The sequence below is a fragment of the Pseudomonas sp. PB3P13 genome, assembly GCF_054897735.1.
Genome location: NZ_CM142702.1, coordinates 4,283,463 through 4,305,001, shown reverse-complemented (window position 1 = coordinate 4,305,001; position 21,539 = coordinate 4,283,463). Strand labels below are relative to the sequence as shown.

At 59.1% G+C, this 21,539-nt stretch carries 18 protein-coding genes; 9 read left to right on the top strand and 9 right to left on the bottom strand.

Translation table 11 applies throughout. The annotated features are described in order from the left end of the window. Window positions 1–116 precede the first annotated feature (116 nt). The 4 genes from ACYZT1_RS19800 to groL all read left to right on the top strand — a co-directional run bounded on the left by ACYZT1_RS19800 (window position 117) and on the right by groL (window position 3,626). Window positions 117–848 carry a HugZ family pyridoxamine 5'-phosphate oxidase gene (locus ACYZT1_RS19800; RefSeq protein ID WP_462016332.1) on the top strand — a complete coding sequence of 244 codons (732 nt, stop codon included), beginning with the start codon at window positions 117–119 and terminating at the stop codon, window positions 846–848. 66 nt (window positions 849–914) lie between these two features. Then, the gene (locus ACYZT1_RS19795; protein WP_462016331.1) at window positions 915–1,391 is read left to right on the top strand and encodes an FxsA family protein; all 477 of its coding nucleotides are present in this window, start codon (window positions 915–917) and stop codon (window positions 1,389–1,391) included. Between the two features lie 248 nt (window positions 1,392–1,639). Beyond that, window positions 1,640–1,933, top strand: coding sequence for a co-chaperone GroES (locus tag ACYZT1_RS19790; RefSeq protein WP_007948593.1), 294 nt, complete (start codon window positions 1,640–1,642; stop codon window positions 1,931–1,933). 49 nt (window positions 1,934–1,982) lie between these two features. After that, on the top strand, window positions 1,983–3,626 hold the full coding sequence (groL, locus tag ACYZT1_RS19785; protein ID WP_462016330.1) for a chaperonin GroEL: 1,644 nt from the start codon (window positions 1,983–1,985) through the stop codon (window positions 3,624–3,626). A 159-nt stretch (window positions 3,627–3,785) separates the two neighbouring features. On the opposite strand, the gene ACYZT1_RS19780 is transcribed toward groL, so the two are convergent. Further along, window positions 3,786–4,535 carry a phosphatase PAP2 family protein gene (locus ACYZT1_RS19780; protein ID WP_462016329.1) on the bottom strand — a complete coding sequence of 250 codons (750 nt, stop codon included), beginning with the start codon at window positions 4,533–4,535 and terminating at the stop codon, window positions 3,786–3,788. A gap of 216 nt (window positions 4,536–4,751) precedes the next feature. Here ACYZT1_RS19780 and colR point away from each other — a divergent pair, with 216 nt between their 5' ends. The 5 genes from colR (at window position 4,752) to ACYZT1_RS19755 (ending at window position 8,458) form a co-directional block, all read left to right on the top strand. After that, on the top strand, window positions 4,752–5,435 hold the full coding sequence (colR, locus tag ACYZT1_RS19775) for a two-component system response regulator ColR (protein ID WP_128872610.1): 684 nt from the start codon (window positions 4,752–4,754) through the stop codon (window positions 5,433–5,435). Further along, on the top strand, window positions 5,425–6,702 hold the full coding sequence (locus ACYZT1_RS19770; protein ID WP_462016328.1) for a sensor histidine kinase: 1,278 nt from the start codon (window positions 5,425–5,427) through the stop codon (window positions 6,700–6,702). Before colR ends, ACYZT1_RS19770 begins: the two co-directional genes overlap by 11 nt. A gap of 145 nt (window positions 6,703–6,847) precedes the next feature. Next, a complete protein-coding gene (locus ACYZT1_RS19765; RefSeq protein ID WP_462019290.1) occupies window positions 6,848–7,516 on the top strand; it encodes a class I SAM-dependent methyltransferase in 669 nt (222 codons plus the stop codon). A gap of 4 nt (window positions 7,517–7,520) precedes the next feature. After that, on the top strand, window positions 7,521–8,234 hold the full coding sequence (locus tag ACYZT1_RS19760) for a lipopolysaccharide kinase InaA family protein (RefSeq protein ID WP_462016327.1): 714 nt from the start codon (window positions 7,521–7,523) through the stop codon (window positions 8,232–8,234). A 2-nt stretch (window positions 8,235–8,236) separates the two neighbouring features. Further along, the gene (locus ACYZT1_RS19755) at window positions 8,237–8,458 is read left to right on the top strand and encodes a hypothetical protein (protein ID WP_462016326.1); all 222 of its coding nucleotides are present in this window, start codon (window positions 8,237–8,239) and stop codon (window positions 8,456–8,458) included. A 67-nt stretch (window positions 8,459–8,525) separates the two neighbouring features. On the opposite strand, the gene ACYZT1_RS19750 is transcribed toward ACYZT1_RS19755, so the two are convergent. The 8 genes from ACYZT1_RS19750 to ACYZT1_RS19715 all read right to left on the bottom strand — a co-directional run bounded on the left by ACYZT1_RS19750 (window position 8,526) and on the right by ACYZT1_RS19715 (window position 21,520). Next, window positions 8,526–11,573, bottom strand: coding sequence for a multidrug efflux RND transporter permease subunit (locus ACYZT1_RS19750; RefSeq protein ID WP_462016325.1), 3,048 nt, complete (start codon window positions 11,571–11,573; stop codon window positions 8,526–8,528). A gap of 13 nt (window positions 11,574–11,586) precedes the next feature. After that, window positions 11,587–12,735: an efflux RND transporter periplasmic adaptor subunit gene (locus ACYZT1_RS19745; protein WP_462016324.1), complete on the bottom strand. Its 1,149-nt coding sequence runs from the start codon at window positions 12,733–12,735 to the stop codon at window positions 11,587–11,589. Between the two features lie 321 nt (window positions 12,736–13,056). Next, window positions 13,057–14,154, bottom strand: a complete 1,098-nt coding sequence (locus tag ACYZT1_RS19740) for a DUF1513 domain-containing protein (protein ID WP_462016323.1) — start codon at window positions 14,152–14,154, stop codon at window positions 13,057–13,059. 14 nt (window positions 14,155–14,168) lie between these two features. Then, window positions 14,169–15,233, bottom strand: a complete 1,065-nt coding sequence (locus tag ACYZT1_RS19735; RefSeq protein ID WP_462016322.1) for an imelysin family protein — start codon at window positions 15,231–15,233, stop codon at window positions 14,169–14,171. A 27-nt stretch (window positions 15,234–15,260) separates the two neighbouring features. Then, window positions 15,261–16,688, bottom strand: a complete 1,428-nt coding sequence (locus tag ACYZT1_RS19730; protein WP_462016321.1) for a di-heme oxidoreductase family protein — start codon at window positions 16,686–16,688, stop codon at window positions 15,261–15,263. Between the two features lie 284 nt (window positions 16,689–16,972). Beyond that, the gene (locus ACYZT1_RS19725) at window positions 16,973–18,322 is read right to left on the bottom strand and encodes an imelysin family protein (RefSeq protein ID WP_462016320.1); all 1,350 of its coding nucleotides are present in this window, start codon (window positions 18,320–18,322) and stop codon (window positions 16,973–16,975) included. Window positions 18,323–18,457: 135 nt separating this feature from the next. Further along, window positions 18,458–20,539: a putative bifunctional diguanylate cyclase/phosphodiesterase gene (locus ACYZT1_RS19720; protein WP_462016319.1), complete on the bottom strand. Its 2,082-nt coding sequence runs from the start codon at window positions 20,537–20,539 to the stop codon at window positions 18,458–18,460. A gap of 384 nt (window positions 20,540–20,923) precedes the next feature. Next, window positions 20,924–21,520, bottom strand: coding sequence for a superoxide dismutase (locus ACYZT1_RS19715; protein WP_462016318.1), 597 nt, complete (start codon window positions 21,518–21,520; stop codon window positions 20,924–20,926). Window positions 21,521–21,539: the final 19 nt, after the last annotated feature.

The following is a 21,539-nucleotide window of genomic DNA, read 5'->3' as shown; positions in this document are numbered from 1 at the left end:
TCTCGATCTGCACCGGCAGCGGCCTGGTTGCACACGAGATTGTCCAAAAGGCGCAGCGGAACTTGCCCCCGGCGCCTGTCCATTTTTTCGACGGATTCTCTATAAGGAGTCATAAATTGAGCGTTGAAGCGGCCAAGAATGCCCGAGAATTGCTTCTCAAGGAATACCGCGGGGTGCTTTCCACGCACTCAAGGGCGATGCCCGGTTTTCCGTTTGGTTCGGTGGTTCCGTATTGCCTGGATGATCAGGGATGCCCGCTGATCCTGATCAGCCGCATTGCCCAGCACACCCACAACCTGCAAAAGGATCCGAAATGCTCGCTGTTCGTCGGCGAGCGCGGGGCAGAAGACGTACAGGCAGTCGGTCGCCTGACTTACCTCGCAGAAGCGCAAAAGCTTGATGAGCCTTGCTCCATTGACGCCGCTGCCGATCGCTACTACCGCTATTTCCCCGAGTCGCAGAATTATCATCAGGCCCATGACTTCGATTTCTGGGTGCTCAAACCGGTACGCCATCGCTACATCGGCGGATTCGGCGCGATTCATTGGGTCGATCAACTGACGCTGGCCAACCCGTTCGCGGGCAAGGCCGAAGTCAGCATGGTCGCGCACATGAATGCCGATCACGCCAAAGCCATCGCGCATTACGTGGAACTGGCCGGTTTGCCGAAAACCGAACCTGCGCAGCTGGCCGGTATCGACACGGAAGGCATGCACCTGCGCATCGGCCAAGCACTGTACTGGCTACCGTTTCAAGCGCCATGTAATACGCCGACACAAGTGCGCGAAGCCCTGGTTTCTCTGGCTCACGCCGAGCATTGGCCGAAAAATGAAGCGGCCGACGCTTGAATTCACGAAACGGCGACGTCATCTAGGGAAGACTGGCAAGGCATTCTTGCGTTGAGGAACCATTTGATGCGCCCTTTTTTATTGCTCTTTGTACTGTTTCCGGTGTTGGAGCTGTTCGTATTCGTCAAGGTCAGCGGGGCGATCGGGTTTTTCCCGGCCCTGCTGCTGGTGATTCTCGGCTCGATGCTCGGCGTATTCGTGCTGCGTATCGCCGGTCTGGCCACTGCGCTGCGTGCGCGTGAAAGTCTGAACCGCGGCGAGTTGCCGGCCCAGACCATGCTGGAAGGCTTGATGCTGGCGTTGGCAGGTGGTCTGTTGATCCTGCCGGGCTTCGTTACCGACGTGCTTGGCCTGATTATGTTGCTGCCGATTTCTCGCCGGTTGCTGGCCAATAAAATGCGCCAGCGTGCCGAAGAAGCGGCGATTCGCCAACGAGCGTTCGCCGATGACCTGCAGCCACGCGGCGGTCCTGCTCCGCGTGAGCCGTTGGGCCGCCAGCCCGACGTGATCGAAGGCGAGTACGAACACCGCGATCCCAAGTAACCTTCCAAATCACACGGCACCTTCGGGTGCCGTGTCAGGTTTTGGCGGTTCGAAGATGAAAATTTTTCGCTCCCCGCCCTTGTAATCAGCTTGTGCGCCCTTATGTAACGGTCACCGCAAGGTTTCTGGTGATAACGCCAGACAGACTTCCGCGGTTCGCTTGACGAACCGCACCCGGCATTGCCGGATTTGTTAAACCCGCCGGGAATACACCGGCCGATGAAAACCACAATTAGGAGAGATCGACAATGAAGCTTCGTCCTCTGCATGACCGCGTCGTCGTCCGTCGCAGCGAAGAAGAAAAGAAAACCGCTGGCGGTATCGTCCTGCCAGGTTCGGCTGCTGAAAAGCCAAACCAGGGCGAAGTCCTCGCTGTAGGCCCGGGCAAAGTCCTGGACAACGGTGAAGTGCGTGCGCTGTCCGTGAAAGTGGGTGACAAGGTTGTGTTCGGCCCGTACTCCGGCAGCAACACAGTGAAAGTCGATGGCGAAGACCTGCTGGTAATCGGCGAAAGCGAAATCCTCGCTGTTGTCGAAGGCTGATTCCCCGCTCATTTTCCCGTTACTACAAAGTATTTAAGGAATATCGATCATGGCTGCTAAAGAAGTTAAATTCGGCGATTCCGCCCGCAAGAAAATGCTCGCCGGTGTAAACGTCCTGGCTGACGCAGTAAAAGCGACCCTGGGCCCTAAAGGCCGTAACGTGATCATCGAGAAGAGCTTCGGCGCTCCGACCATCACCAAGGACGGCGTGTCCGTTGCCAAAGAAATCGAGCTGAAAGATCGCTTCGAAAACATGGGCGCGCAGCTGGTCAAAGACGTTGCCTCCCGTGCCAACGATGACGCAGGCGACGGCACCACGACCGCTACCGTTCTGGCTCAGTCAATCGTCAACGAAGGCCTGAAAGCCGTCGCTGCCGGCATGAACCCGATGGACCTCAAGCGCGGTATCGACAAAGCGACCATCGCGATCGTCAAAGAGCTGAAAGCCCTGTCCAAGCCTTGCGCCGACACCAAGGCAATCGCTCAGGTTGGCACCATCTCGGCCAACTCCGACAGCTCCATCGGCGACATCATTGCCGAAGCCATGGAAAAAGTCGGTAAAGAAGGCGTGATCACCGTTGAAGAAGGCTCGGGCCTGGAAAACGAACTGTCGGTTGTTGAAGGCATGCAGTTCGACCGCGGTTACCTGTCCCCGTACTTCGTCAACAAGCCAGAGACCATGACCGCCGAGCTGGACGGTCCGCTGATCCTGCTGGTCGACAAAAAAATCTCGAACATCCGCGAAATGCTGCCAGTTCTGGAAGCCGTCGCGAAAGCCGGCCGTCCGCTGCTGATCGTGGCCGAAGACGTCGAAGGCGAAGCCCTGGCGACGCTGGTTGTGAACAACATGCGTGGCATCGTCAAAGTCGCAGCCGTCAAGGCTCCGGGCTTCGGCGACCGTCGCAAGGCCATGCTGCAGGATATCGCTGTTCTGACTGGCGGTACCGTCATCTCCGAAGAAATCGGTCTGAGCCTGGAAAGCACTACCCTGGAACACCTGGGTAATGCCAAGCGCGTCATTCTGTCGAAAGAAAACACCACCGTGATCGACGGCGCCGGCGTTGAGGCTGACATTCAGGCTCGCGTTCTGCAGATCCGTCAGCAAGTGGCTGACACTTCGTCCGACTACGACCGTGAAAAACTGCAAGAGCGTCTGGCCAAGCTGTCCGGTGGCGTTGCAGTGATCAAGGTTGGCGCTGGTTCCGAAGTTGAAATGAAAGAGAAGAAAGCCCGCGTTGAAGACGCCCTGCACGCTACCCGTGCAGCCGTTGAAGAAGGCGTGGTGCCTGGCGGCGGCGTGGCACTGGTTCGCGCTCTGCAGGCTATCTCCGAACTGAAAGGCGACAACGCCGATCAGGACGTTGGTATCCAGTTGCTGCGTCGCGCTGTTGAAGCGCCACTGCGCCAGATCGTTGCCAACTCCGGCGACGAGCCGAGCGTAGTTGTCGACAAGGTCAAGCAGGGTTCGGGTAACTACGGTTACAACGCTGCGACCGGCGAATACGGCGACATGATCGAAATGGGCATCCTGGACCCGGCCAAAGTGACTCGTTCGGCTCTGCAGGCAGCGGCTTCCATTGCCAGCCTGATGATCACGACCGAAGCCATGATCGCCGAGATCAAGGAAGACGCACCAGCTGGCGGCGGCATGCCAGACATGGGCGGTATGAGTGGCATGGGCGGCATGATGTAAGCCAGCCTTACCCCTGTAAAAAAACCCTGTCTGCGAAAGCAGGCGGGGTTTTTTATGGTCGGCTTGAGATCAAAGTCAAAAGATCGCAGCCTTCGGCAGCTCCTGCAGGCGATCGTGCACCTCTGTAGGAGATGCCGAAGGCTGCGATCTTTTGATCTTCTATCGAGCGATAACCCATTCTTCCTTCGCCCGATCCACAGGCTTCTTCAGCGTCGGTCGATACAGAATCCAGCAATACGCCCCCAGACAAATCAGCCAGCAAAATATCGCTGTCCACACGTTGTGCGAGAAAAAATGCGCACCCTGCATCATCCGGCTGACGGAAAACACCGTCCCTAGCGCACAGGCAAAGACAAATGCCGCCCGCGCCATGCGTGGACGACGGTCACGCAACACGAAAAACAATGCAAACAAGGTGAACCCGGTCGCCGCATGCCCGCCGGGCCAGCAACGGCCGGGCTTGTCAGTGGGTGGACGCGGGCTGAGCAGTTTGCTGTAGGTTTCGTGGCCACCGAATTGCTCAAGACTCCAGGGGCATTGCACCGCCGTCACGGCTTTGACCGGTGTGACAAATGAAGTCGCAAGCGCCAGAGACAGCACCAGACAGCCCAGTTCACGCCTGAACGGTTTCAGCCTGTCGATGAGAAAAGCGCCCACGAAGCCAACAACGGCGAACACCGAAAAGCCGATAACCCCTTGCTTGGCCCGATCGTGCAGGATGTCCTCGAGAAAGAAACTGTGTCGCCCGATGAAACTCCCGGCGACCGGGTCGTAGAACAGTCGCGCGAGGTCCATGTCCACAGACGTCATTTCCAGCACAAGCAGAATAATTGCCGCCACAGCGGGAGCACCCAGGCACAGCCGGAAATCGAGAGGGCGGGACGGGGGGCGGGCAGTATGGGAAGTCATCGAAATTCCTTGGGCGGGAAAGCTCTTGAAAGTAATGCCGCGCGAAGTGTGTGCGCGGATCTGTGGCGGGCATGTGAATCGCGGGTGAAAAAGTCGTCAATGCCAGAAGCGCGTGATAGCCCGGTTGATCACCACACGCAGTTCTGGCCCTGAGCCACGCTTGGCCTTAAGCTGCGCGGGCCGCGATGGCCGTTATTGTGTACGGAGGAGGTGCCCATGCGAATTCTGTTGGTCGAAGACAACCGCGACATTCTGGCTAATCTGGCTGATTACCTGGGGCTCAAGGGCTACACCGTGGATTGCGCACAGGACGGTCTGTCGGGCCTGCATCTGGCGGCCACTGAACATTACGACCTGATCGTGCTCGACATCATGTTGCCCGGCATCGACGGTTACACGCTGTGCAAACGCCTGCGCGAAGACGCTCGCCGCGACACGCCGGTCATCATGCTCACCGCTCGCGATCAACTCGATGATCGTCTGCAAGGCTTCAAGTCCGGCGCCGATGATTACCTGATCAAGCCCTTCGCCCTGTCGGAACTGGCCGCGCGGATCGAGGCGGTCATGCGTCGGGCGCAGGGGGGCGGACGGCGCACCTTGCAGGTCGGCGATCTGAATTACGACCTCGATACGCTGGAAGTCACCCGCGAGGGGCGCCTGCTCAAACTCAACCCGGTGGGTTTGAAATTGCTCGCGGTGCTGATGCAGAAGAGCCCGCATGTGCTGCGCCGCGAGATTCTCGAAGAGGCGTTGTGGGGCGATGATTGCCCGGACAGCGACAGCCTGCGCAGTCACGTCCACCAACTGCGCCAGGTGATCGACAAACCGTTTGCCAAACCCTTGCTGCAAACCGTGCACGGTGTCGGTTATCGCCTTGCAGAGGGTCGAGATGGAGTTTAAGCAGAGTCTTGCCCAACGCATCATCATCGCTTTCGCCCTGATGAGTGCACTGGTGGCGGGGGCGTTCGCCATGGGCATCGTCGCGACCGTGCACCTGGTTGAGGAAAAGCTGATTTCAGCAGGCCTGGGTGGCGATCTTCAGCGACTCCTGCTGATGGACAGCGTGTCGGACTGGAGCCATCGTCCCGAGCCGGACCAGCTATTTTATTTCAGTGGCGGCCCCGGCGATTTCGATGTGCCCAAAGACCTTCGGCACCTGGACTCGGGGTTTCACGAAGTGTTCCGCGAGCAGCTGTCGTATCACGCCATGGTCGATATCGTCGACGGCCGACGCTACGTGCTGCTGCAAGACCAGAGTGACTTTGAAGAACGTGAGCGGGTGCTGTTTGCCGTGGTACTGGTGGGCTTTGTCCTGAGTCTGGCGCTGGCCGTGTTTCTCGGCTGGATACTGGCGCGCAAAGTGATGGCGCCGGTGGTCCGGCTGGCCCGCCAGGTGCGTCACCGCGATCAGTTATTGGGACTCGCGCCACCATTGGCGCCGGATTATGCCGCCGATGAGGTGGGTGAACTCGCCGTGGCATTTGACGCTACGCTGGGTCGTTTGCGTCAGGCGTTGACCCGCGAGCGCCTGTTCACCAGTGACGTCAGTCACGAATTGCGTACCCCGCTGATGGTGCTGGCCAGTTCCTGTGAATTGTTGTTGGAAAATCCTGGGCTCGACCAACGGGGCAGGGTCCAGGTTGAGCGCATCGCGCGCGCCTGCGGCGAGATGCGTGAACTGGTCCAGACCTTCCTGATGCTGGCCCGTACACAGCGTGAAGACGTCAACGTGGCGCCGCAGCAGAACCTTGGTCAGGTTGCTGACGGCCTGCTCAATCTGTGGCGCGAGCCTATCGAAGCCAAGGGCCTGACGCTGTTGTTCGAGCCGGGCAACCCACCTGATACGGTCTACAACGCGACGCTGCTGCACGCGGTGATGGGTAACCTGCTGCGCAACGCGCTGCACTACACCGAGCAAGGCTTCATCCGATTGACCCTGACGCCGAGCGGGTTCGCCGTCGAGGACAGTGGGGTAGGCATTCCCGAAGAGAAACGCGAAGCAATGTTCGAACCTTTTGTACGCGGCGCCGAAAAGCGTGGCGAAGGCCTGGGTCTGGGTCTTTCGTTGGTGCAACGGATCTGCGAGAACCAGGGCTGGACGGTCAGCCTGACAAACATGGAGCCTCATGGTTGCCGTTTTCAAGTGGATTTGAATTTGGCCGAGTGAAAACACGCTCGAGGTCATCGCTCAAGCTATTAAAATCTTGAAATAAATCACCGTTTTACATGACGATTTTTTCACAAAGGCATGACCTGACCGTGACACCAGGCTCTCTAGGCTGATGTCATCAAACGCTCAGGAGTCCTTGATGATGGCTGGCCCGATCAAACTCGATTTTTCCTACAAATACGACGACAAGCACGCAAAGCTGTATTTCCAGAAACACCAGGATGGCCTTGCTCGCCGGTTGTCCCATCGGCGCGACGAGCAGTTGGCGCGCCGGGCGCTGGCGCTGGCCGGAGACCCTGGTCTGGTACTGGACTTGCCCTGCGGCGCTGGGCGTTTCTGGCCGATGCTCGCGGAAAAACCCAATCGGGTGATTATCGGCGCCGACAACTCCGAGTCCATGCTGAAAGTCGCGCAGCAAGTGCAACCCGCTGATGTGGTGAAACGGGTTCAACCGCTGCACACCTCTGCATTCGACATCGCGCTACCGGACAACGCCGTCGACAGCATTTTCTGCATGCGCTTGTTGCATCACGTAGGTGAAGCCCCGCATCGTTTGGCCATTTTGCGCGAGTTCGAGCGTGTGACCCGCGACAGCGTCATCCTTTCCCTGTGGGTGGACGGCAATTTCAAAGCGTGGAAACGCAAGCGTTCCGAGAAAACGCGTGGGCAGCAAAGCTACCAGAATCGGTTTGTGTTACCACCTGCCACGGTCGAAAAAGAATTCGAGCAAGCGGGTTTCCGCATTCAGGAACAACTGGACTTTATACCGCTCTATGCCATGTGGCGGGTTTACGTTTTACGCAAGAGGTAACGCGATGGCAGTGCAGTATGCAGCAGGGACGGATGACACTTCCCAGGACCGGTTTGATCACTTCTGGAGTCAGCGCGGCGAATGGGTTGAACCGCCCAACGTTCGGCGCGGCGGTGAAAGTGGTGTGCAGCGGATAAAAGACAGTGACGGACATTTGTTCTATGCCAAGCGTCAGACTGGACATATCTATCGCAGTTGGTTGCACCCGTTTGGCCGGCCTACGGTGTTGCGTGAACAGGATGCGCTGATCGGGGTGCGCAAGATCGGTGTCCACGTGCCTGAAATCGTTTTCTGCGGGGCCAAGCGTGACCCTGTGCACAAATGGCGCGCGTTGCTGGTGACCAAGTCCCTGGATGGTTTCGAAGAAATCGAACACTGGTATGCCGGTGGCGGACGCGAACGCCACGGCGAAGCAGTGCATGACCGTGTGCTTGAGGATTTGGCGCAAAACCTGTCCCGGATGCATAAAGGCCGCTGGCAGCACAGCTGCCTCTACATCAAGCATGTTTTCGTACGTGTGACCGGTGAAGGTGACGCGGCCCAGGTCGAGACCGCTCTGATCGATCTGGAAAAGTGCCGACAGCGCCTTACCGCTGACCGTGCTGCTTTGCATGACATGAAGCAGCTGCGTCGCCATTCGTCGTTCAGCACTGGTGACTGGAAGAAACTCGTCTACTTTTACGAGACGGCGTTTGGCAGCGCTATCAAAGGTTTATAGCGATGAAACTAGAAATTGCGCGAGGTTTGTTCCTGGTTGGAGCCTTGGCAGTTGCTTCTCTGGCGATGGCGGCTTGGGAGCAGCCGCGTACGCAAGTCCTCAGTTCACTCAATGAGGACGCGATCTGTCCCTTGCCGCGGATTGCCAAGGCATCCGTGGCCACCCAGCCTGATCATGACCTGCTGTTGTTCGTGTTCGGGCTTTCTCAAGGATTGAAGCCGTAGGAATGAAAAAATTGAAGGTTCGATAAAAGGCCTCGCTCATGCGGGGCCTTTTATGAATCCGTAACACTCAGTTCTGGTGCTGTGCCTTTTCAGGTTTATCCGGCTTGGCCAGCAACGTATAAACACACGGCAATACAAACAGGGTGAACAGGGTTCCGATCGACATCCCCGTCGCGATCACCGTGCCGATGTCGAACCGACTGACCGCACCTGCGCCCGTCGCGATGATCAACGGCACCATGCCGAACACCATGGCGGCAGTGGTCATCAACACCGGACGCAAGCGAATCGCCGCCGCCTCTTCGACCGCTTCGCGCGCTGACAGACCTTTGTCCTTGCGCAGCTGGTTGGCGAATTCGACGATCAGGATCCCGTGTTTGCTGATCAGGCCGATCAGGGTCACCAGCCCCACCTGGGTGTAGATATTCATGCTCGACCAGCCGAGAAACAGCGGAATCAGCGCGCCGCAGATGGACAGCGGCACGGTCACCAGAATCACCAGCGGATCGCGAAAGCTTTCGAACTGGGCAGCCAGCACCAGGAAAATGATCGCCAGCGCCAGGGCGAAGGTCACCCACAGCGCGCTGCCTTCCTGGACGTATTGACGCGATGCACCGGCGTAGTCGACCGCAAATCCGGCCGGCGCTTCTTCCTGTGCGATCTGGCGCACGGTATCGAGGGCGTCACCCATGCTCACCAGCGGCACCCCGGAAAGGATGGCCGAGTTGAGCTGCTGGAACTGGTTCAGCTGCCGTGGTCGCGCGCGGTCGGTTACCGTGATCAGCGTCGACAGGGCCAGCAATTCACCTTGGGTATTTTTCACATAGTAGTTGTTCAGCCAGTCCGGGTTGTCGCGGAAGGGCCGTTCCACCTGCGCGATCACTTTGTAGCTGCGACCCTCGATGGTGAACCGGTTAATCTCCGCTTCACCCAGCAGGGTCGCCAGTGTGCCGCCGAGGTCTTGCATGGAAACACCCATCTGCGCAGCCTTGGCGCGATCGATCTCGACCACCACTTCGGGTTTGTCGAACGCCAGGTCAACGTCGACGAAGGCGAATTTGCCCGATTCCATGGCGCGCTTCTTCACGCGGTCCATCACCTGGAGCAGCGACTCGTAGTCACCGGCGGTATTGATCACGAACTGGAACGGCAAGCCTTCACCAGTGCCCGGCAGCGAAGGCAGGTTGAAGCCGAAAATCTGCAGCCCCGGAATGCTTTCCAGTTTCGCCTGAACCTCGGGCAGGATCGCCATCTGCGTACGGTCGCGATCGTTCCACGGCTTCAGCAGAAATCCGCCGATCCCCGATTGCACGCCGGTTGCGCCATTGATCTGGAACGACGAGTAGTACTCGGGGAACGCTTTGAAAATGTCGATGAACTCGTCGGTGTAGGCGTTCAGGTAATCGAGGTTGGTCGGTTGCGGGGCGCTGGCCAGCATGAAAATGATGCCCTGATCCTCGTCCGGCGCCAGTTCCGATTTGGTGAACTTGAGCAGTACCGGAATCAGGCACAGCACAATCACCGCAAACACCAGCACCACTGGCCGGGTATTCAGCGTGCCGTGGAGCATGCGCTGGTAGCGACGCTTGAGGCCTTCGAAAATCAGGTCGAGGCGATGTGCGAGGCCGCTGGGATTTTCATCATGACGCAGCAGGAAGGCGCACATCATTGGCGACAGGGTCAGGGCGACGACGCCGGAAATCACCACCGCACCCGCCAGGGTCAGGGCGAATTCCTTGAACAGTGCGCCGGTCAGGCCGGTAAGGAACCCGATGGGAGCATAAACCGCTGCCAAAGTGATGGTCATCGAGACCACGGGCATGGCGATTTCCCGGGCGCCTTCTATAGCCGCATCGAAAGGAGTCTTGCCTTCCTCAATGTGACGGTGAATGTTTTCCACCACGACAATCGCATCGTCCACCACCAGACCGATGGCCAATACCATCGCCAGCAAGGTCAGCAGGTTGATCGAGTAGCCCATCATCTGCATGAAGAACATCACACCAATCATCGACAGCGGAATCGTCACCACCGGGATGACCACCGACCGCAACGCGCCGAGGAAGAGAAACACGACCACGATGACGATCAATACCGCTTCGAACAGGGTTTTTACCACTTCGTCAATCGAGGCCTGGATGAACAGCGTCGCGTCGTAGGCAATTTCGCCCTTGAGGTTCGGCGGTAGCTGGGCTTCGAGGTCCGGCATGATCTTGCGCACTTCCTTGATCACGTCCAGCGGGTTGGCGCCCGGTGTTGCCTTGATCCCGATGTACACCGACGGTGTGCCACCAAAGGAACTGAGCGTGTCGTAATTTTCCGCGCCCATTTCGACCCGCGCGACATCGCGCAGCAGCACCCGGCTATCGCCGTCGACCTTGAGCGGAATCGCGGCAAAGGCCTCGGCGGATTTCAGCTCGGTGTTGGCGTTGATGCTGGTGACCACGTATTCGCCTTTCACTTCGCCAGCGGCGGAGAGGAAATTGTACTGGCGCACCGCGTTGGTCACATCGCTGGCGCTCAGGCCGAAACCGGCAAGTTTCATCGGGTCCAGCCACAGGCGCATGGCGAACACCTGATTGCCGAGAATCTCGGCTTCAGCCATGCCCGGCAGGGTGGCGAGTTTCGGCTGGATCACCCGCGAGAGGTAATCGGTGATCTGCGGATTGCTCAGCTCCTTGCTGAAGAAACTGATGTACATCAACGCCGAGGCATCTGCCGCTTCTTTGCTCAGGACCGGATCTTCGGCGTCCTGCGGCAGCTGGTTCTTGACCTCGTTGGCCTTGGCCAGCAGCTCGGTGAACAACCGGTCGCTGTTGGCACCGATACGCGCATAGATCGAGATCACCGAAAAATTCTGGCGACTGACCGAGGTCATGTAGTCGATGCCTTCGGCGCTGGCCAGGCTCTGCTGCATCGGTTGGGTGATGTAGCCCTGAATCGTTTCGGCGTTGGCGCCGGGGTAGGCCGTGGTCACCGTGATCAGGGCGTTTTCCATTTGCGGGTACTGGCGCAGCGGCAACTTGCTCCACGCCTGAAAGCCGAGCAGCACGATCAGCAGGCTGACCACGGTGGCGAGCACCGGGCGACGGATAAACGGGTCGGTAAAAGCCATGGGGATTCCTTGATCAGTCCGCGCGTGGCGGGCTGTTCTGCTCGGCTAAGGTCTTGTCGTCGCTGATTGCGATGTGTGCGCCGTTGTCCAGTTTGATCTGCCCGGCGGTGACCACTTTCTCGCCGCTCTGTACGCCCTTGGTGATCATCACCTGGCCGTCGCGACGTTCACCGGTTTCAATGAAACGCCGTTCGGCGAGCAAAACCGGTTGGCCTTTGTCGTCTTTTTCCAGGCTGCCATCCTCGGCTTTTTTCTGCGCGACCACATACAGCGAATTGCCGTAGAGCGTGTAAGTGATCGCACTTTCCGGCACGACGATGCGTGGCTGCGGATCGGGCAGCATCACTTGCAAACTGGCGAACATGCCCGGCAACAATTTGCCGTCGGGGTTGGCCAGGGTCGCGCGGACCTGAACATTGCGTGTGCTGTTTTCGACTTTCGGGTTGATCGCGCTGATAGTGCCGGGAAAACTCTGCGTCGGGTAAGCAGAGACGATGATCTGCACCGGTTGGCCGATGGCGATCTTCGGTATCGACTGCTCGGGCAGGAAAAAATCGACATAGAGGCTGCTGAGGTTTTGCAGGGTGGCAATCATGGTGCCGCTGGCGAGGTAGTCACCGACGTCCACCTGACGAATGCCGATGGTCCCGCTGAAGGGGGCGACGATGCGTTTTTTCGCCAGCGATGCCTTGAGCTGATTGACCGTCGCCTGGTTCTTTTTCAGGATTGCAGAGAGTCGGTCGAATTCGCCTTTGGAAATGGCCTGGCTGCCGACCAGCTGACTGCCGCGGTTGTAATCGACCTGGGCCAGCCCGAGGTCGGCCTGGGCGGTTTCCAGCAAAGCGGATTCCACGGCGCTGTCGAGTTGCACGATCGGTTGGCCAGCCTTGACCTTCTGCCCCGACTCGAATTGCACATCGGTGACAGTGCCATTGGTTTCCAAGCTGAGGTCGACGCCTTGCAGCGCAGTCAACGTGCCCACGGTGGGCAGGCGCGCTTGCCATGGCCGTTGCGTGGCGGTGGCGACGGCGACACTGATTGGCGGTTTAGGCGCAGAGAAAGCCTGAATCATCGTATAGATGGAAAAGGCTTTGTAAGCGCCCAATGCAAGGACAATCAGCAGAACGATACCCAACATGATCAGCATGCGGCGACGCAGCATAGTTCCAGTTCCTTGGAGAAATCAGGCAAGTCAGTCGGGCACATTACTCCGAGTCAGTGGGGGTTTCCAGCGGGTAGATATTGCCGGCCGACTTGCACGTTTGCATGAACCGTACGGACATGTGGCGAGGGGGCTTGCCTGTGGTGAGGGGGCTTGCCTGTGGTGAGGGGGCTTGCCTGTGGTGAGGGGGCTTGCCCCCGTTGGGTCGCGAAGCGATCCTGAAACCTACACAACCGGTGTGTCAGGCCCACCGCGTGCAAGGTTTTTACGACGGCTGCGCCGCCGAGCGGGGGCAAGCCCCCTCGCCACAGAACAAAGCGATTAGATCAGATGCAGATGGTTGTCCCAGAGCCCTGCAGGAAGATCCAGCGGTTTTGCGACCAGATCTTTCTGACGACAATCGTAATACCGGCAGCGTCCCTGGCCGGAAGTTACGACAAAGCCATCCGCTACTGCACCGACGCCGGCACAATCGGCAAGCGGCGCATCCAGGCGCACCTCACCGCTGTCCAGATCCCAGATAAAAAAGCGATTGCCTCGCGGCGCCGTCAACGCTACCAGACGCAAATCGCTGTGCACCGCAACGCTGGCGGTGTAATGCCCCATGGCTTGCAACTGATGCTCGGGCACCGGGAAGGCCACAAACGGTTGGCCCGGTCGCTTGATCGCCAGCAGCTCTGACGATTCGTGGGACGGCCCCATGAATTGCTGACCGGCGACAATGGTGCCGTCGTTGGCGATCCCGAGGTGGCGAACGCTGTTCATTGGCTGCGCGAGGGTTTCCTTGCTCAGCAGCGTACCGTCGCGCTGCATCAGCACCAGGCTCGGCTCCATCGCATCGAGATTCATCTCGACCCGGCTTTCCGCCTCGGTGCGAATGCCGCCGTTGGCCACCACCAGGGTTTCGCCATCCGGCATCCACGACACCTGGTGCGGACCAATGCCGTGGGTCGACATTTCGCCGCTGTGCACCAGACGCTCGCCTTCGAACCTGTATACGCCGAGCAGGCCGCGGCCCGGATCGCAGGTGTCGTTCTCGGTCGCATACAACCAGTCGCCGCTCTTGTGAATCACCGCGTGACCGTAGAAATGCCGGTTCGGCAGCGACGTCACCGTTTGCAGGAGTGTGCCGTCGCGCAGGTCGATCAGGTAGCTTTCGGTGCCCGGCCTGCGGGCGACGAACAGCGCGATCGGCAGCGTCGGGTGATTGATGATGTCGTGGCAACGCTGGCCGACCTCGGTCGCGAACACCCGCGAACCGTCCAGTCGATAGCCGACGGCGTAATGCTTGCCGTCGCCATCGTCCCGCGCCGACAGCAGCAGCGGGCTCTTGTCTTTTTGCTTGAACAGCGTCCAGCCGCCCAGTGTCACTGCTCCCAGCAGCAAACTACCCAAAGTCAGAGCCTGACGTCGTAGCATGGCACTCGTCCTCATCAGTCACCGTCGTTGGCGTTGAAGCCCAGTTGGATGCCCAGCGCCTTGGCCAGTTCGCCTTCGTGCAGGCGATGGACGACGTTGAGGCTGTCATAGATGTCATTGAGTTGCTGGCGACCGGCATCGTCGTTGAGCATCTCGGTCAGCGAGCGCTGGTTGCTGGCGAACAGTTTGAGGGACGCAGCGTAAGCGGCGTCGATTTTGTCGGCGAGCGGTTTTTGCTCGCTCGGCAACAGACCGCGCAAGCCTTTGTTGTCGACGCCTTCCCAGACCGATTTGGCCGCGGCAAGGCTGGCTTCCAGGCCGGTCAGCGAAGAATGGCTGCGCCATGCGTCGGCCTGGAACGGCTGCGGTACCCCTTTGCTCTGGCGACCCATCGGCGTGCCGAGTTTCTTCTTCAGGCTGTCGAGTGCGGTGACCTGCACGCGCAGCAGGTCGGCAATCGCTTCGTGGGAATCGGCGTAACGCTGGTTGGGGAACTTGCTCATCTGCGCGAGCATGCCGTCGGTGTTGTTCCAGCCTTTGAGGATATCTTCGGCCAGTTGTTTCTGGTGTTCGCCAATCGCGATCAGCAGCGGACAGTATTTAGTCTTCTGCGCATCGTTGGCGACGTCGGGTTTGCTGTCGAACAAAATGTATTCGTAGGCGGACAGGCCTTGCACCACGACGCTGGATTTCGCCAGTGCGGCCGCATCGATCTGCGGCTGTGCGGTTACCAGTTGCTCGACCTGACGGCCCACGAGGTTTTTCTTGTCCGGCCAGAACTGCACCGACCAGGCGCGGTTGCCTTCAGCCAATGGACCGATCAGCAGCGGTTGCAGTTCGGCCCAGGCTTTCTGCGCGTGGAGGAAGTCGGCGCGGGCGGTTTCGAGGCCCGATTTACCTTCGCAGTACGCCAGAGCACTGACCGCCAGCTGACGGTCGGCTTCAACCCAGCGGGTGTAGGTTGGCAGGATCACAGACTTGGCGATGGCTGCCGAAGTGACCGCTTGCGGGTCCTGCGGCGAGCAGGCGCCGAGGGCGAGTGCGGCAAGGCTGGTGAACAACAATTTGGGACGGAACATGTCGGGCTCCCGCTTATGGAATGGGTATCAAAGGGAATTCAAAAACGCCAGCAACGCAGCGCGCTGTCCGGCATCGAAAGACAATACTTTTTGCTGCGCCGCGGTTGCTTCGCCGCCATGCCAGAGCACGGCTTCGAGCAGGTTGCGGGCGCGGCCGTCATGCAGAAAACGGGTATGGCCACTGACCGCTTGCGTCAGGCCGATGCCCCACAACGGCGGCGTGCGCCAGTCGCGTCCGCTGGCCTGGAATTCGGTTCGGTTGTCTGCCAGGCCATCGCCCATGTCATGCAGCAGCAGATCGCTGTAGGGACGAATCACCTGGTTGGCCAGTTCAGGTTCGCTGGCGTTGGCCGCAGTGGTGTATTTCGGTGTGTGACAGGATTGGCAGCCTGCCTGGAAAAACAGGTTCTTGCCCGCCAGCACCTCGGGCGAGCCGACATCGCGGCGCGCCGGTACGGCGAGGTTGCGGCTGTAGAACAGCACCAGGCGCAGGATGTTGTCGCTGACTTCCGGTTCGCCATCCGGACCATTTCCGTTGGGGGCCTGCTTGCACGCGATCTGTGCGTCGGTGCAGTCATCGACGGGGCGCAGGCGGGTGGTCAGGCCCATGTCACCGGAAAACGCGTGGACATTCTGCTGATTGAGGTTCGGTTGCCCGGCTTTCCAGCCGAAGCGGCCGAGAACGGTCTTCTGTTGCACGTCATCCCAGACCCGATTCGGTCGCCCGGTAATACCGTTGTGTTCTTTGGCCTGAGCCTCGGCGTTGGCCAGGATGGCGTCGTCGGGGATGGCCTCAAGCAAGCCGAGGCCAATCATCGGCGGGGCTACCCTGGCCGAAAAACGTGTGTCGGGGTGCATCGGACCGTAACCGAGCTGGGTGATCTGCAACGTCGGTTTCTGCAATTCGACCTGGCTGCCGTCCTTGAAGCGGACCGGCACGGACGTGTAATCGACGCGAACCTTGCCCTCGGGGATGACACCGGGTACCGACATGTCCTGAAATTGCCCGCCGTACACCGGCTCGGGGACGACACCCAACTGCTCGATGACCTTGGCGTAAGCTGGTGAATCGGGGATCGACAGGCGCACCAGCATCGACACCGCATTTATTGCATCAGGCGTCGGCGGGTGACCGCGGCCGTCCTTGATGTGGCAATTCTGGCAGGCGTTGGTGTTGAACAACGGGCCGAGACCATCGCGCGCCGTAGTCGTCGACGGTGCGATCACCCAGGGGTTTCGAAAGAAGCTGTTGCCAACGCTGAAATCCACACGCCGCGACGGCGGGAGATTGGCGGAGGGCAGGGAAAAAGAGTTTTGATCTGTCTTGCGCACCGTCGCGTTGCCACCGGAGCGGGCTTCACCAGGCTCGGCTTCGGTAAAACGCGAGGCGTCATCGCAGGCACTCAGGCCCAAGGCCAGAAACAGTGCGGACAAGCGAAGAAGCAGCGAGGGCATCAAGACATCCTGCGAGACGTGCAAAACAAAGGCGCAAAGTCTAACAGGGCGGGGGAGTTTGAATAAGAGGAATTATCGTTTGGTTGAGATGGCACATGGTTTTCGAAGACCACGATCCACGGTAGGAGCGAGCTTGCTCGCGATGGTCTCAAGAGCGCCGCATTTATTCAGAAAGTACCCGTTATCGTTAACACCCATCGCGAGCAAGCTCGCTCACGGGACCCTGCTCGGCAGACATGAAAAAGGCGACCCGAAGGTCGCCTTTTTTATTCAGCCAGCGTTGATCAGAATTCGTGATCAGCGTTGTCCGGGTTCAGGTCGGTGATGCCCAGTTTGCCAGCGGCGGCTTCGATCGAACCGGTCTGCTTGACCAGCGAAGCGATGGCGTCGCGCACGATCTGGTTGCCTGCTGTGTTGCCGGCGGCGATCAACTGATCGTAGTGCTCACCTTTGTTGGCGTGATCGACGATGACCTGCATTTTCGCTTCAGTCGCAGCCAGGTCGGCTTTCAGCGCGGTGTCAGCGGCCGGGTCCGCTTTCGCCACCAGCGACGACAGGCTGGCGCCCGTCATCCTGGTGCCGTCAGTGCGGGTGTATTCGCCCAGGTACACGTTGCGAATGCCCTTGGCATCGTAGAACTGCGAGTTGTGGGTGTTATCACTGAAACAGTCGTGTTCGTCTTCCGGGGAGTTGGCCTCCAGGGACACCTTCATGCGCTCGCCCGCCAGTTCGCCCAAGGACAGACTGCCCATGCCGAAGAGCATTTTACGCAGGCCGGTTTCGCCCGGTTCAGCTTCCAGCGTCGCGCGGTAGTTGTCGGCCACGTTCGGCTTCCAGTTGCCGACCATTTCTTCCAGATCGCTGACCAGCAGTTGGGTCACGGCCTTCAGGTAAGCACGACGACGCTCGTTGTGACCCCCGGTCGCGCCGGCGCCTTCCAGGAAATCCGAAGCAGGGCGGTTGCCAGCGCCCGGGCCGGTGCCATTCAGGTCCTGTCCCCAGAGCAGGAATTCGATCGCGTGGTAACCGGTGGCGACGTTGGCCTCGGCACCGCCCAGCTCATTCAGGCTGGCCAGTTTTTCCGCAGTGATGTCTTTGACATCGACCTTGTCTTCGCCGACCTGAACGTCGGTGTTGGCGATGATGTTGGCGGTGGCGCCCGGGTTACCCAGCGCGTGTTCGTAGGTTTTGTCGACGTAATCGATCAGGCCTTCGTCCAGTGGCCAGGCATTCACCTGACCTTCCCAATCGTCAATGATGGTGTTGCCGAAGCGGAACACTTCGCTCTGCAGGTAAGGAACGCGAGCAGCGACCCAGGCAGCCTTGGCGGCATTCAGGGTCTCGGCGTTCGGCTTGGCGAGGAACGCGTCAACGGCAGTTTGCAGGGTTTTTGCAGTGGATTCGGCATCGCTGTAAACGGCGAAGACGATGTCGGCGTAATGCGCGACAACGGCTTTGGCCGCGGCCTCGTCGACCTTGCCGGCAGCCGCAGGCGCACTGGCCGGGGCTGGCGCCGTGGTGGTGGCAGCTGGAGTCGGCGCGGGGGCGGCAGCTTTGTCTTTGCCTTCGCCACAACCGGCGAGGGAAATAGCGATGGCCAACAGACTGGCGGTAGCCAGAGGCATACGAATCATGGCGAACATCCTGCTTCGAGAGAGGGTGGAGTGGCGCGGCTAGCGCGCAAAGCTGCGACATAATGCAAATCTTTCGCATTATGTGTAAAGGGCAGTGCTTGGAAATATTTCTTATTCACAGCGATCTGCATAACGTCAGAGGATCGCCGCATTGCTTCGCTGCGCCTGTTTCAGGTACGCACCCAATTCCCGCGCCGGCAGGGGTTTGCTGTAGAAGTAGCCCTGACCTTCGTGACAGCCTTCGGAAATGATGTAGGCCTCTTGTTCGGCGGTCTCGACACCTTCGGCAATCACTTGCATGCCCAGGCTCTTGCCTAGCTGAATGATGGCCCGGACGATGGTCGCATCGTCGTCGTCGTCCAGCAGGTCCTGAACGAAGCTTTTGTCGATCTTGATCTTGTCCAGCGGCAGGCTTTTGAGGTAGCTGAGCGATGAGTAGCCGGTGCCGAAGTCATCAATCGCAATCAGCGCACCGGAGCGACGCAGACTCAGCAAGTGCTGAGCGGCGGTGCTGATGTCTTCCATCAGGCCGGTTTCAGTCACTTCCAGTTCCAGGCTGCGCGGTGGCAGACGATACATCTGCAAGAGATTGTTCACCACGCGCGGCAACTCGGCGTGGTGCAGCTGAACGGTGGACAGATTGACGGCCATGCGCAGGTCAGTGAACCCCTGGTCATGCCAGTCGCGCAATTGTTTGCACGACTGATCCAGCACCCATTCGCCGATGGCAATGATGGTGCCGTTTTGTTCCGCCAATGGAATGAACAAGTCGGGCGGGACCAGCCCATGTTCGGGATGTTGCCAGCGGATCAAGGCTTCGACACCGACCACGCGATGATCGCGGTAGCTGATTTGCGGCTGGTAGACGAGATAGAACTGATCGCGGACAAGGGCGTCGCGCAGGTCCTTTTCCAGTTCGCGACGACGGCGCATCTCGGTGTCGACACTGGCGATGTAGAACTGGTAGCGGTTGCGCGAGCGGGTCTTGGCCAGGGTCATGGTCTGTTCGGCTTTTTGCAGCAACTTCTCGGTGCTGTCGCCGTCTTCCGGAAACAAGGTGATGCCGATGGTCGCGCGCAGGCGAATCTCCTGATGATCGAGGGCAAACGCCGCTTCCAGGTCATCAAGAATGCTTTGCGCCAGCTCGGCCGCTTCGTAGGGTTGTTCGATATCGGCCTGAACCAGCGCGAACTGGTCACCGCCCAATCGGGCGAGGGCGCCCAGTCGACCGCTGTGGGCGCGCAGGCGGTCGGCAAGGGCGAGCAGTAATTGGTCGCCGGTCTGATAGCTGAACTGTTCGTTGATGCCCTTGAAGTCATCGAGGCCGACCACCAACACTGCCACCCGGCGTTGCAATTTGCCGGCGTCGACGAGGATCTTGTCCAGCTGTTGCTGCAGTCGCTGGCGATTGGGCAGACCGGTCAGAAAATCGTACTGAGCCATGCGCAGCAGGCTGTTTTCGGCTTCATGGCGCAGATGCGTGTTGCGTTCGATGGATTCGAGCAATTGGTTGGCGGTATTGATCCAGATCCCCAGTTCGTTCTTTTCGTGGCCCTTGAGTTGCGGAATTTTGTGTTCGCTGGGGCGATCCGGGTTAATTTCGGTCAGGTGCTCGATGATTCGCGACAACGGCTTGGTCAGCAGCCAGTGATAGACCAGATACAGCACCAGACCCATGGCCAGGGCGCGCAGCACCCCGGAAATGAAGATGATCACCGAACTGACGATGAAGCCCTGGCCGTAGGTGGCCGTATCGAGGGTAATACTCAGGTCACCGTAATACTCGCTATAGGGGCCGCGTCCCACCAGTTGGGTGGTGAAAGTGCGCTCCTTGCCGAGGATCAGATCGGTCAGCCAGCGGCTGTTGGATTTCTGCAGGTCGCGGGATTTTTGCGCGAGCATGGCTTCATTGGGATGGCCGATGGAGGCCTGGCGCACGGCGACATCCTGAAACAGGCCTTCGATCACCTGCATGCCCATTTCCCTGTCCAGGCTGTAAACGGCCTGCGTCGAGGGGTCGCGGAACATGTCGAGGATGCGCTCGGCATCGGTGGCGACGGCCTGGCGTGTCTTGTAGGCATCAAACACAATCTGCGCGCAGCTCAATACCACGCCGACGATCAATGCCGACAACAGCACGACCCGGAGCAACTTCACCGACAAGCTGTTCTTGAGTTCCAGCTTCAAAGAGTCATTCCTTGTTCCATGCGGTAGCATCAAGTTGCCATGAGTATTGGCAATCCGGTGATGGCAGTCAAAGGGACAATCAAACACAGCGGGATTAGCCTGTGGGTTGGCCGTAGTGCTGGCGTCTGGATTAGTACTGTGTCGGTTGTTGGACCCTTCAGCTTTAGAGGGAAACCGGACTAATTTTTCTGTTGATTGATGTTAGACGGCTGTGGCGTTGGGGCAAGGGGCTGGAGGCTGGTTTCAGTGTGGGAAATTGGCCTTTTTTTGTGGGGACGCGGGTTTATGCAGGAGCAAAGCTTGCTCGCGAAAGCGGCCTGTCAGCCAACCCGTTTCATCGGATGAACGCCCCCAACGCTTCCCCACAGCAAAAAAAACCCGGCAAAAAAGCCGGGTTTTACTGACTGGCGTTAATCAAGCAGTGAAGGTTTTGCCTTCGAACTGCTCAGCCACGAATTTCCAGTTGACCAGGTTCCAGAACGCTTCGACGTACTTCGGACGAAGGTTGCGGTAGTCGATGTAGTAAGCGTGTTCCCAGACGTCGCAGGTCAGCAGCGGGGTGTCGCCGCTGGTCAGCGGGTTGCCGGCGCCGATGGTGCTCGCCAGGGCCAGGGAACCGTCAGCCTTTTTCACCAGCCAGCCCCAACCGGAACCGAAAGTGCCGATGGAGGTTTTGCTAAACTCTTCTTTGAACTTGTCGAACGAACCGAAGGAAGCATTGATCGCCTCGGCCAGTGCGCCGGTCGGCTGACCGCCGGCGTTTGGCGCCAGGCAGTTCCAGTAGAAGGTGTGGTTCCAGACCTGAGCGGCGTTGTTGAAGATGCCGCCGGAGGAAGTCTTGACGATTTCTTCCAGAGTCTTGCCTTCGAACTCAGTGCCTGGCACCAGGTTGTTCAGGTTCACGACATAGGTGTTGTGGTGCTTGTCGTGGTGGTATTCCAGGGTTTCCCGGGAAATGTGCGGCTGCAGGGCATCGTGTGGATAAGGCAGCGGCGGCAATTCGAAAGCCATGATGATTCTCCTAATCAGG

Excerpts from the sequence above, each read along its gene's own strand:
- ACYZT1_RS19715 (WP_462016318.1), bottom strand. The coding sequence starts at position 21,520 with ATGGCTTTCGAATTGCCGCCGCTGCCTTATCCACACGATGCCCTGCAG.
- ACYZT1_RS19750 (WP_462016325.1), bottom strand. The coding sequence starts at position 11,573 with ATGGCTTTTACCGACCCGTTTATCCGTCGCCCGGTGCTCGCCACCGTG.
- ACYZT1_RS19735 (WP_462016322.1), bottom strand. The coding sequence starts at position 15,233 with ATGTTCCGTCCCAAATTGTTGTTCACCAGCCTTGCCGCACTCGCCCTC.
- ACYZT1_RS19720 (WP_462016319.1), bottom strand. The coding sequence starts at position 20,539 with ATGCTACCGCATGGAACAAGGAATGACTCTTTGAAGCTGGAACTCAAG.
- ACYZT1_RS19765 (WP_462019290.1), top strand. The coding sequence starts at position 6,848 with ATGGCTGGCCCGATCAAACTCGATTTTTCCTACAAATACGACGACAAG.
- ACYZT1_RS19760 (WP_462016327.1), top strand. The coding sequence starts at position 7,521 with ATGGCAGTGCAGTATGCAGCAGGGACGGATGACACTTCCCAGGACCGG.
- ACYZT1_RS19780 (WP_462016329.1), bottom strand. The coding sequence starts at position 4,535 with ATGACTTCCCATACTGCCCGCCCCCCGTCCCGCCCTCTCGATTTCCGG.
- ACYZT1_RS19790 (WP_007948593.1), top strand. The coding sequence starts at position 1,640 with ATGAAGCTTCGTCCTCTGCATGACCGCGTCGTCGTCCGTCGCAGCGAA.
- ACYZT1_RS19770 (WP_462016328.1), top strand. The coding sequence starts at position 5,425 with ATGGAGTTTAAGCAGAGTCTTGCCCAACGCATCATCATCGCTTTCGCC.
- ACYZT1_RS19795 (WP_462016331.1), top strand. The coding sequence starts at position 915 with ATGCGCCCTTTTTTATTGCTCTTTGTACTGTTTCCGGTGTTGGAGCTG.
- ACYZT1_RS19740 (WP_462016323.1), bottom strand. The coding sequence starts at position 14,154 with ATGCTACGACGTCAGGCTCTGACTTTGGGTAGTTTGCTGCTGGGAGCA.
- ACYZT1_RS19745 (WP_462016324.1), bottom strand. The coding sequence starts at position 12,735 with ATGCTGCGTCGCCGCATGCTGATCATGTTGGGTATCGTTCTGCTGATT.
- ACYZT1_RS19730 (WP_462016321.1), bottom strand. The coding sequence starts at position 16,688 with ATGCCCTCGCTGCTTCTTCGCTTGTCCGCACTGTTTCTGGCCTTGGGC.
- ACYZT1_RS19755 (WP_462016326.1), top strand. The coding sequence starts at position 8,237 with ATGAAACTAGAAATTGCGCGAGGTTTGTTCCTGGTTGGAGCCTTGGCA.
- colR (WP_128872610.1), top strand. The coding sequence starts at position 4,752 with ATGCGAATTCTGTTGGTCGAAGACAACCGCGACATTCTGGCTAATCTG.
- ACYZT1_RS19725 (WP_462016320.1), bottom strand. The coding sequence starts at position 18,322 with ATGATTCGTATGCCTCTGGCTACCGCCAGTCTGTTGGCCATCGCTATT.
- groL (WP_462016330.1), top strand. The coding sequence starts at position 1,983 with ATGGCTGCTAAAGAAGTTAAATTCGGCGATTCCGCCCGCAAGAAAATG.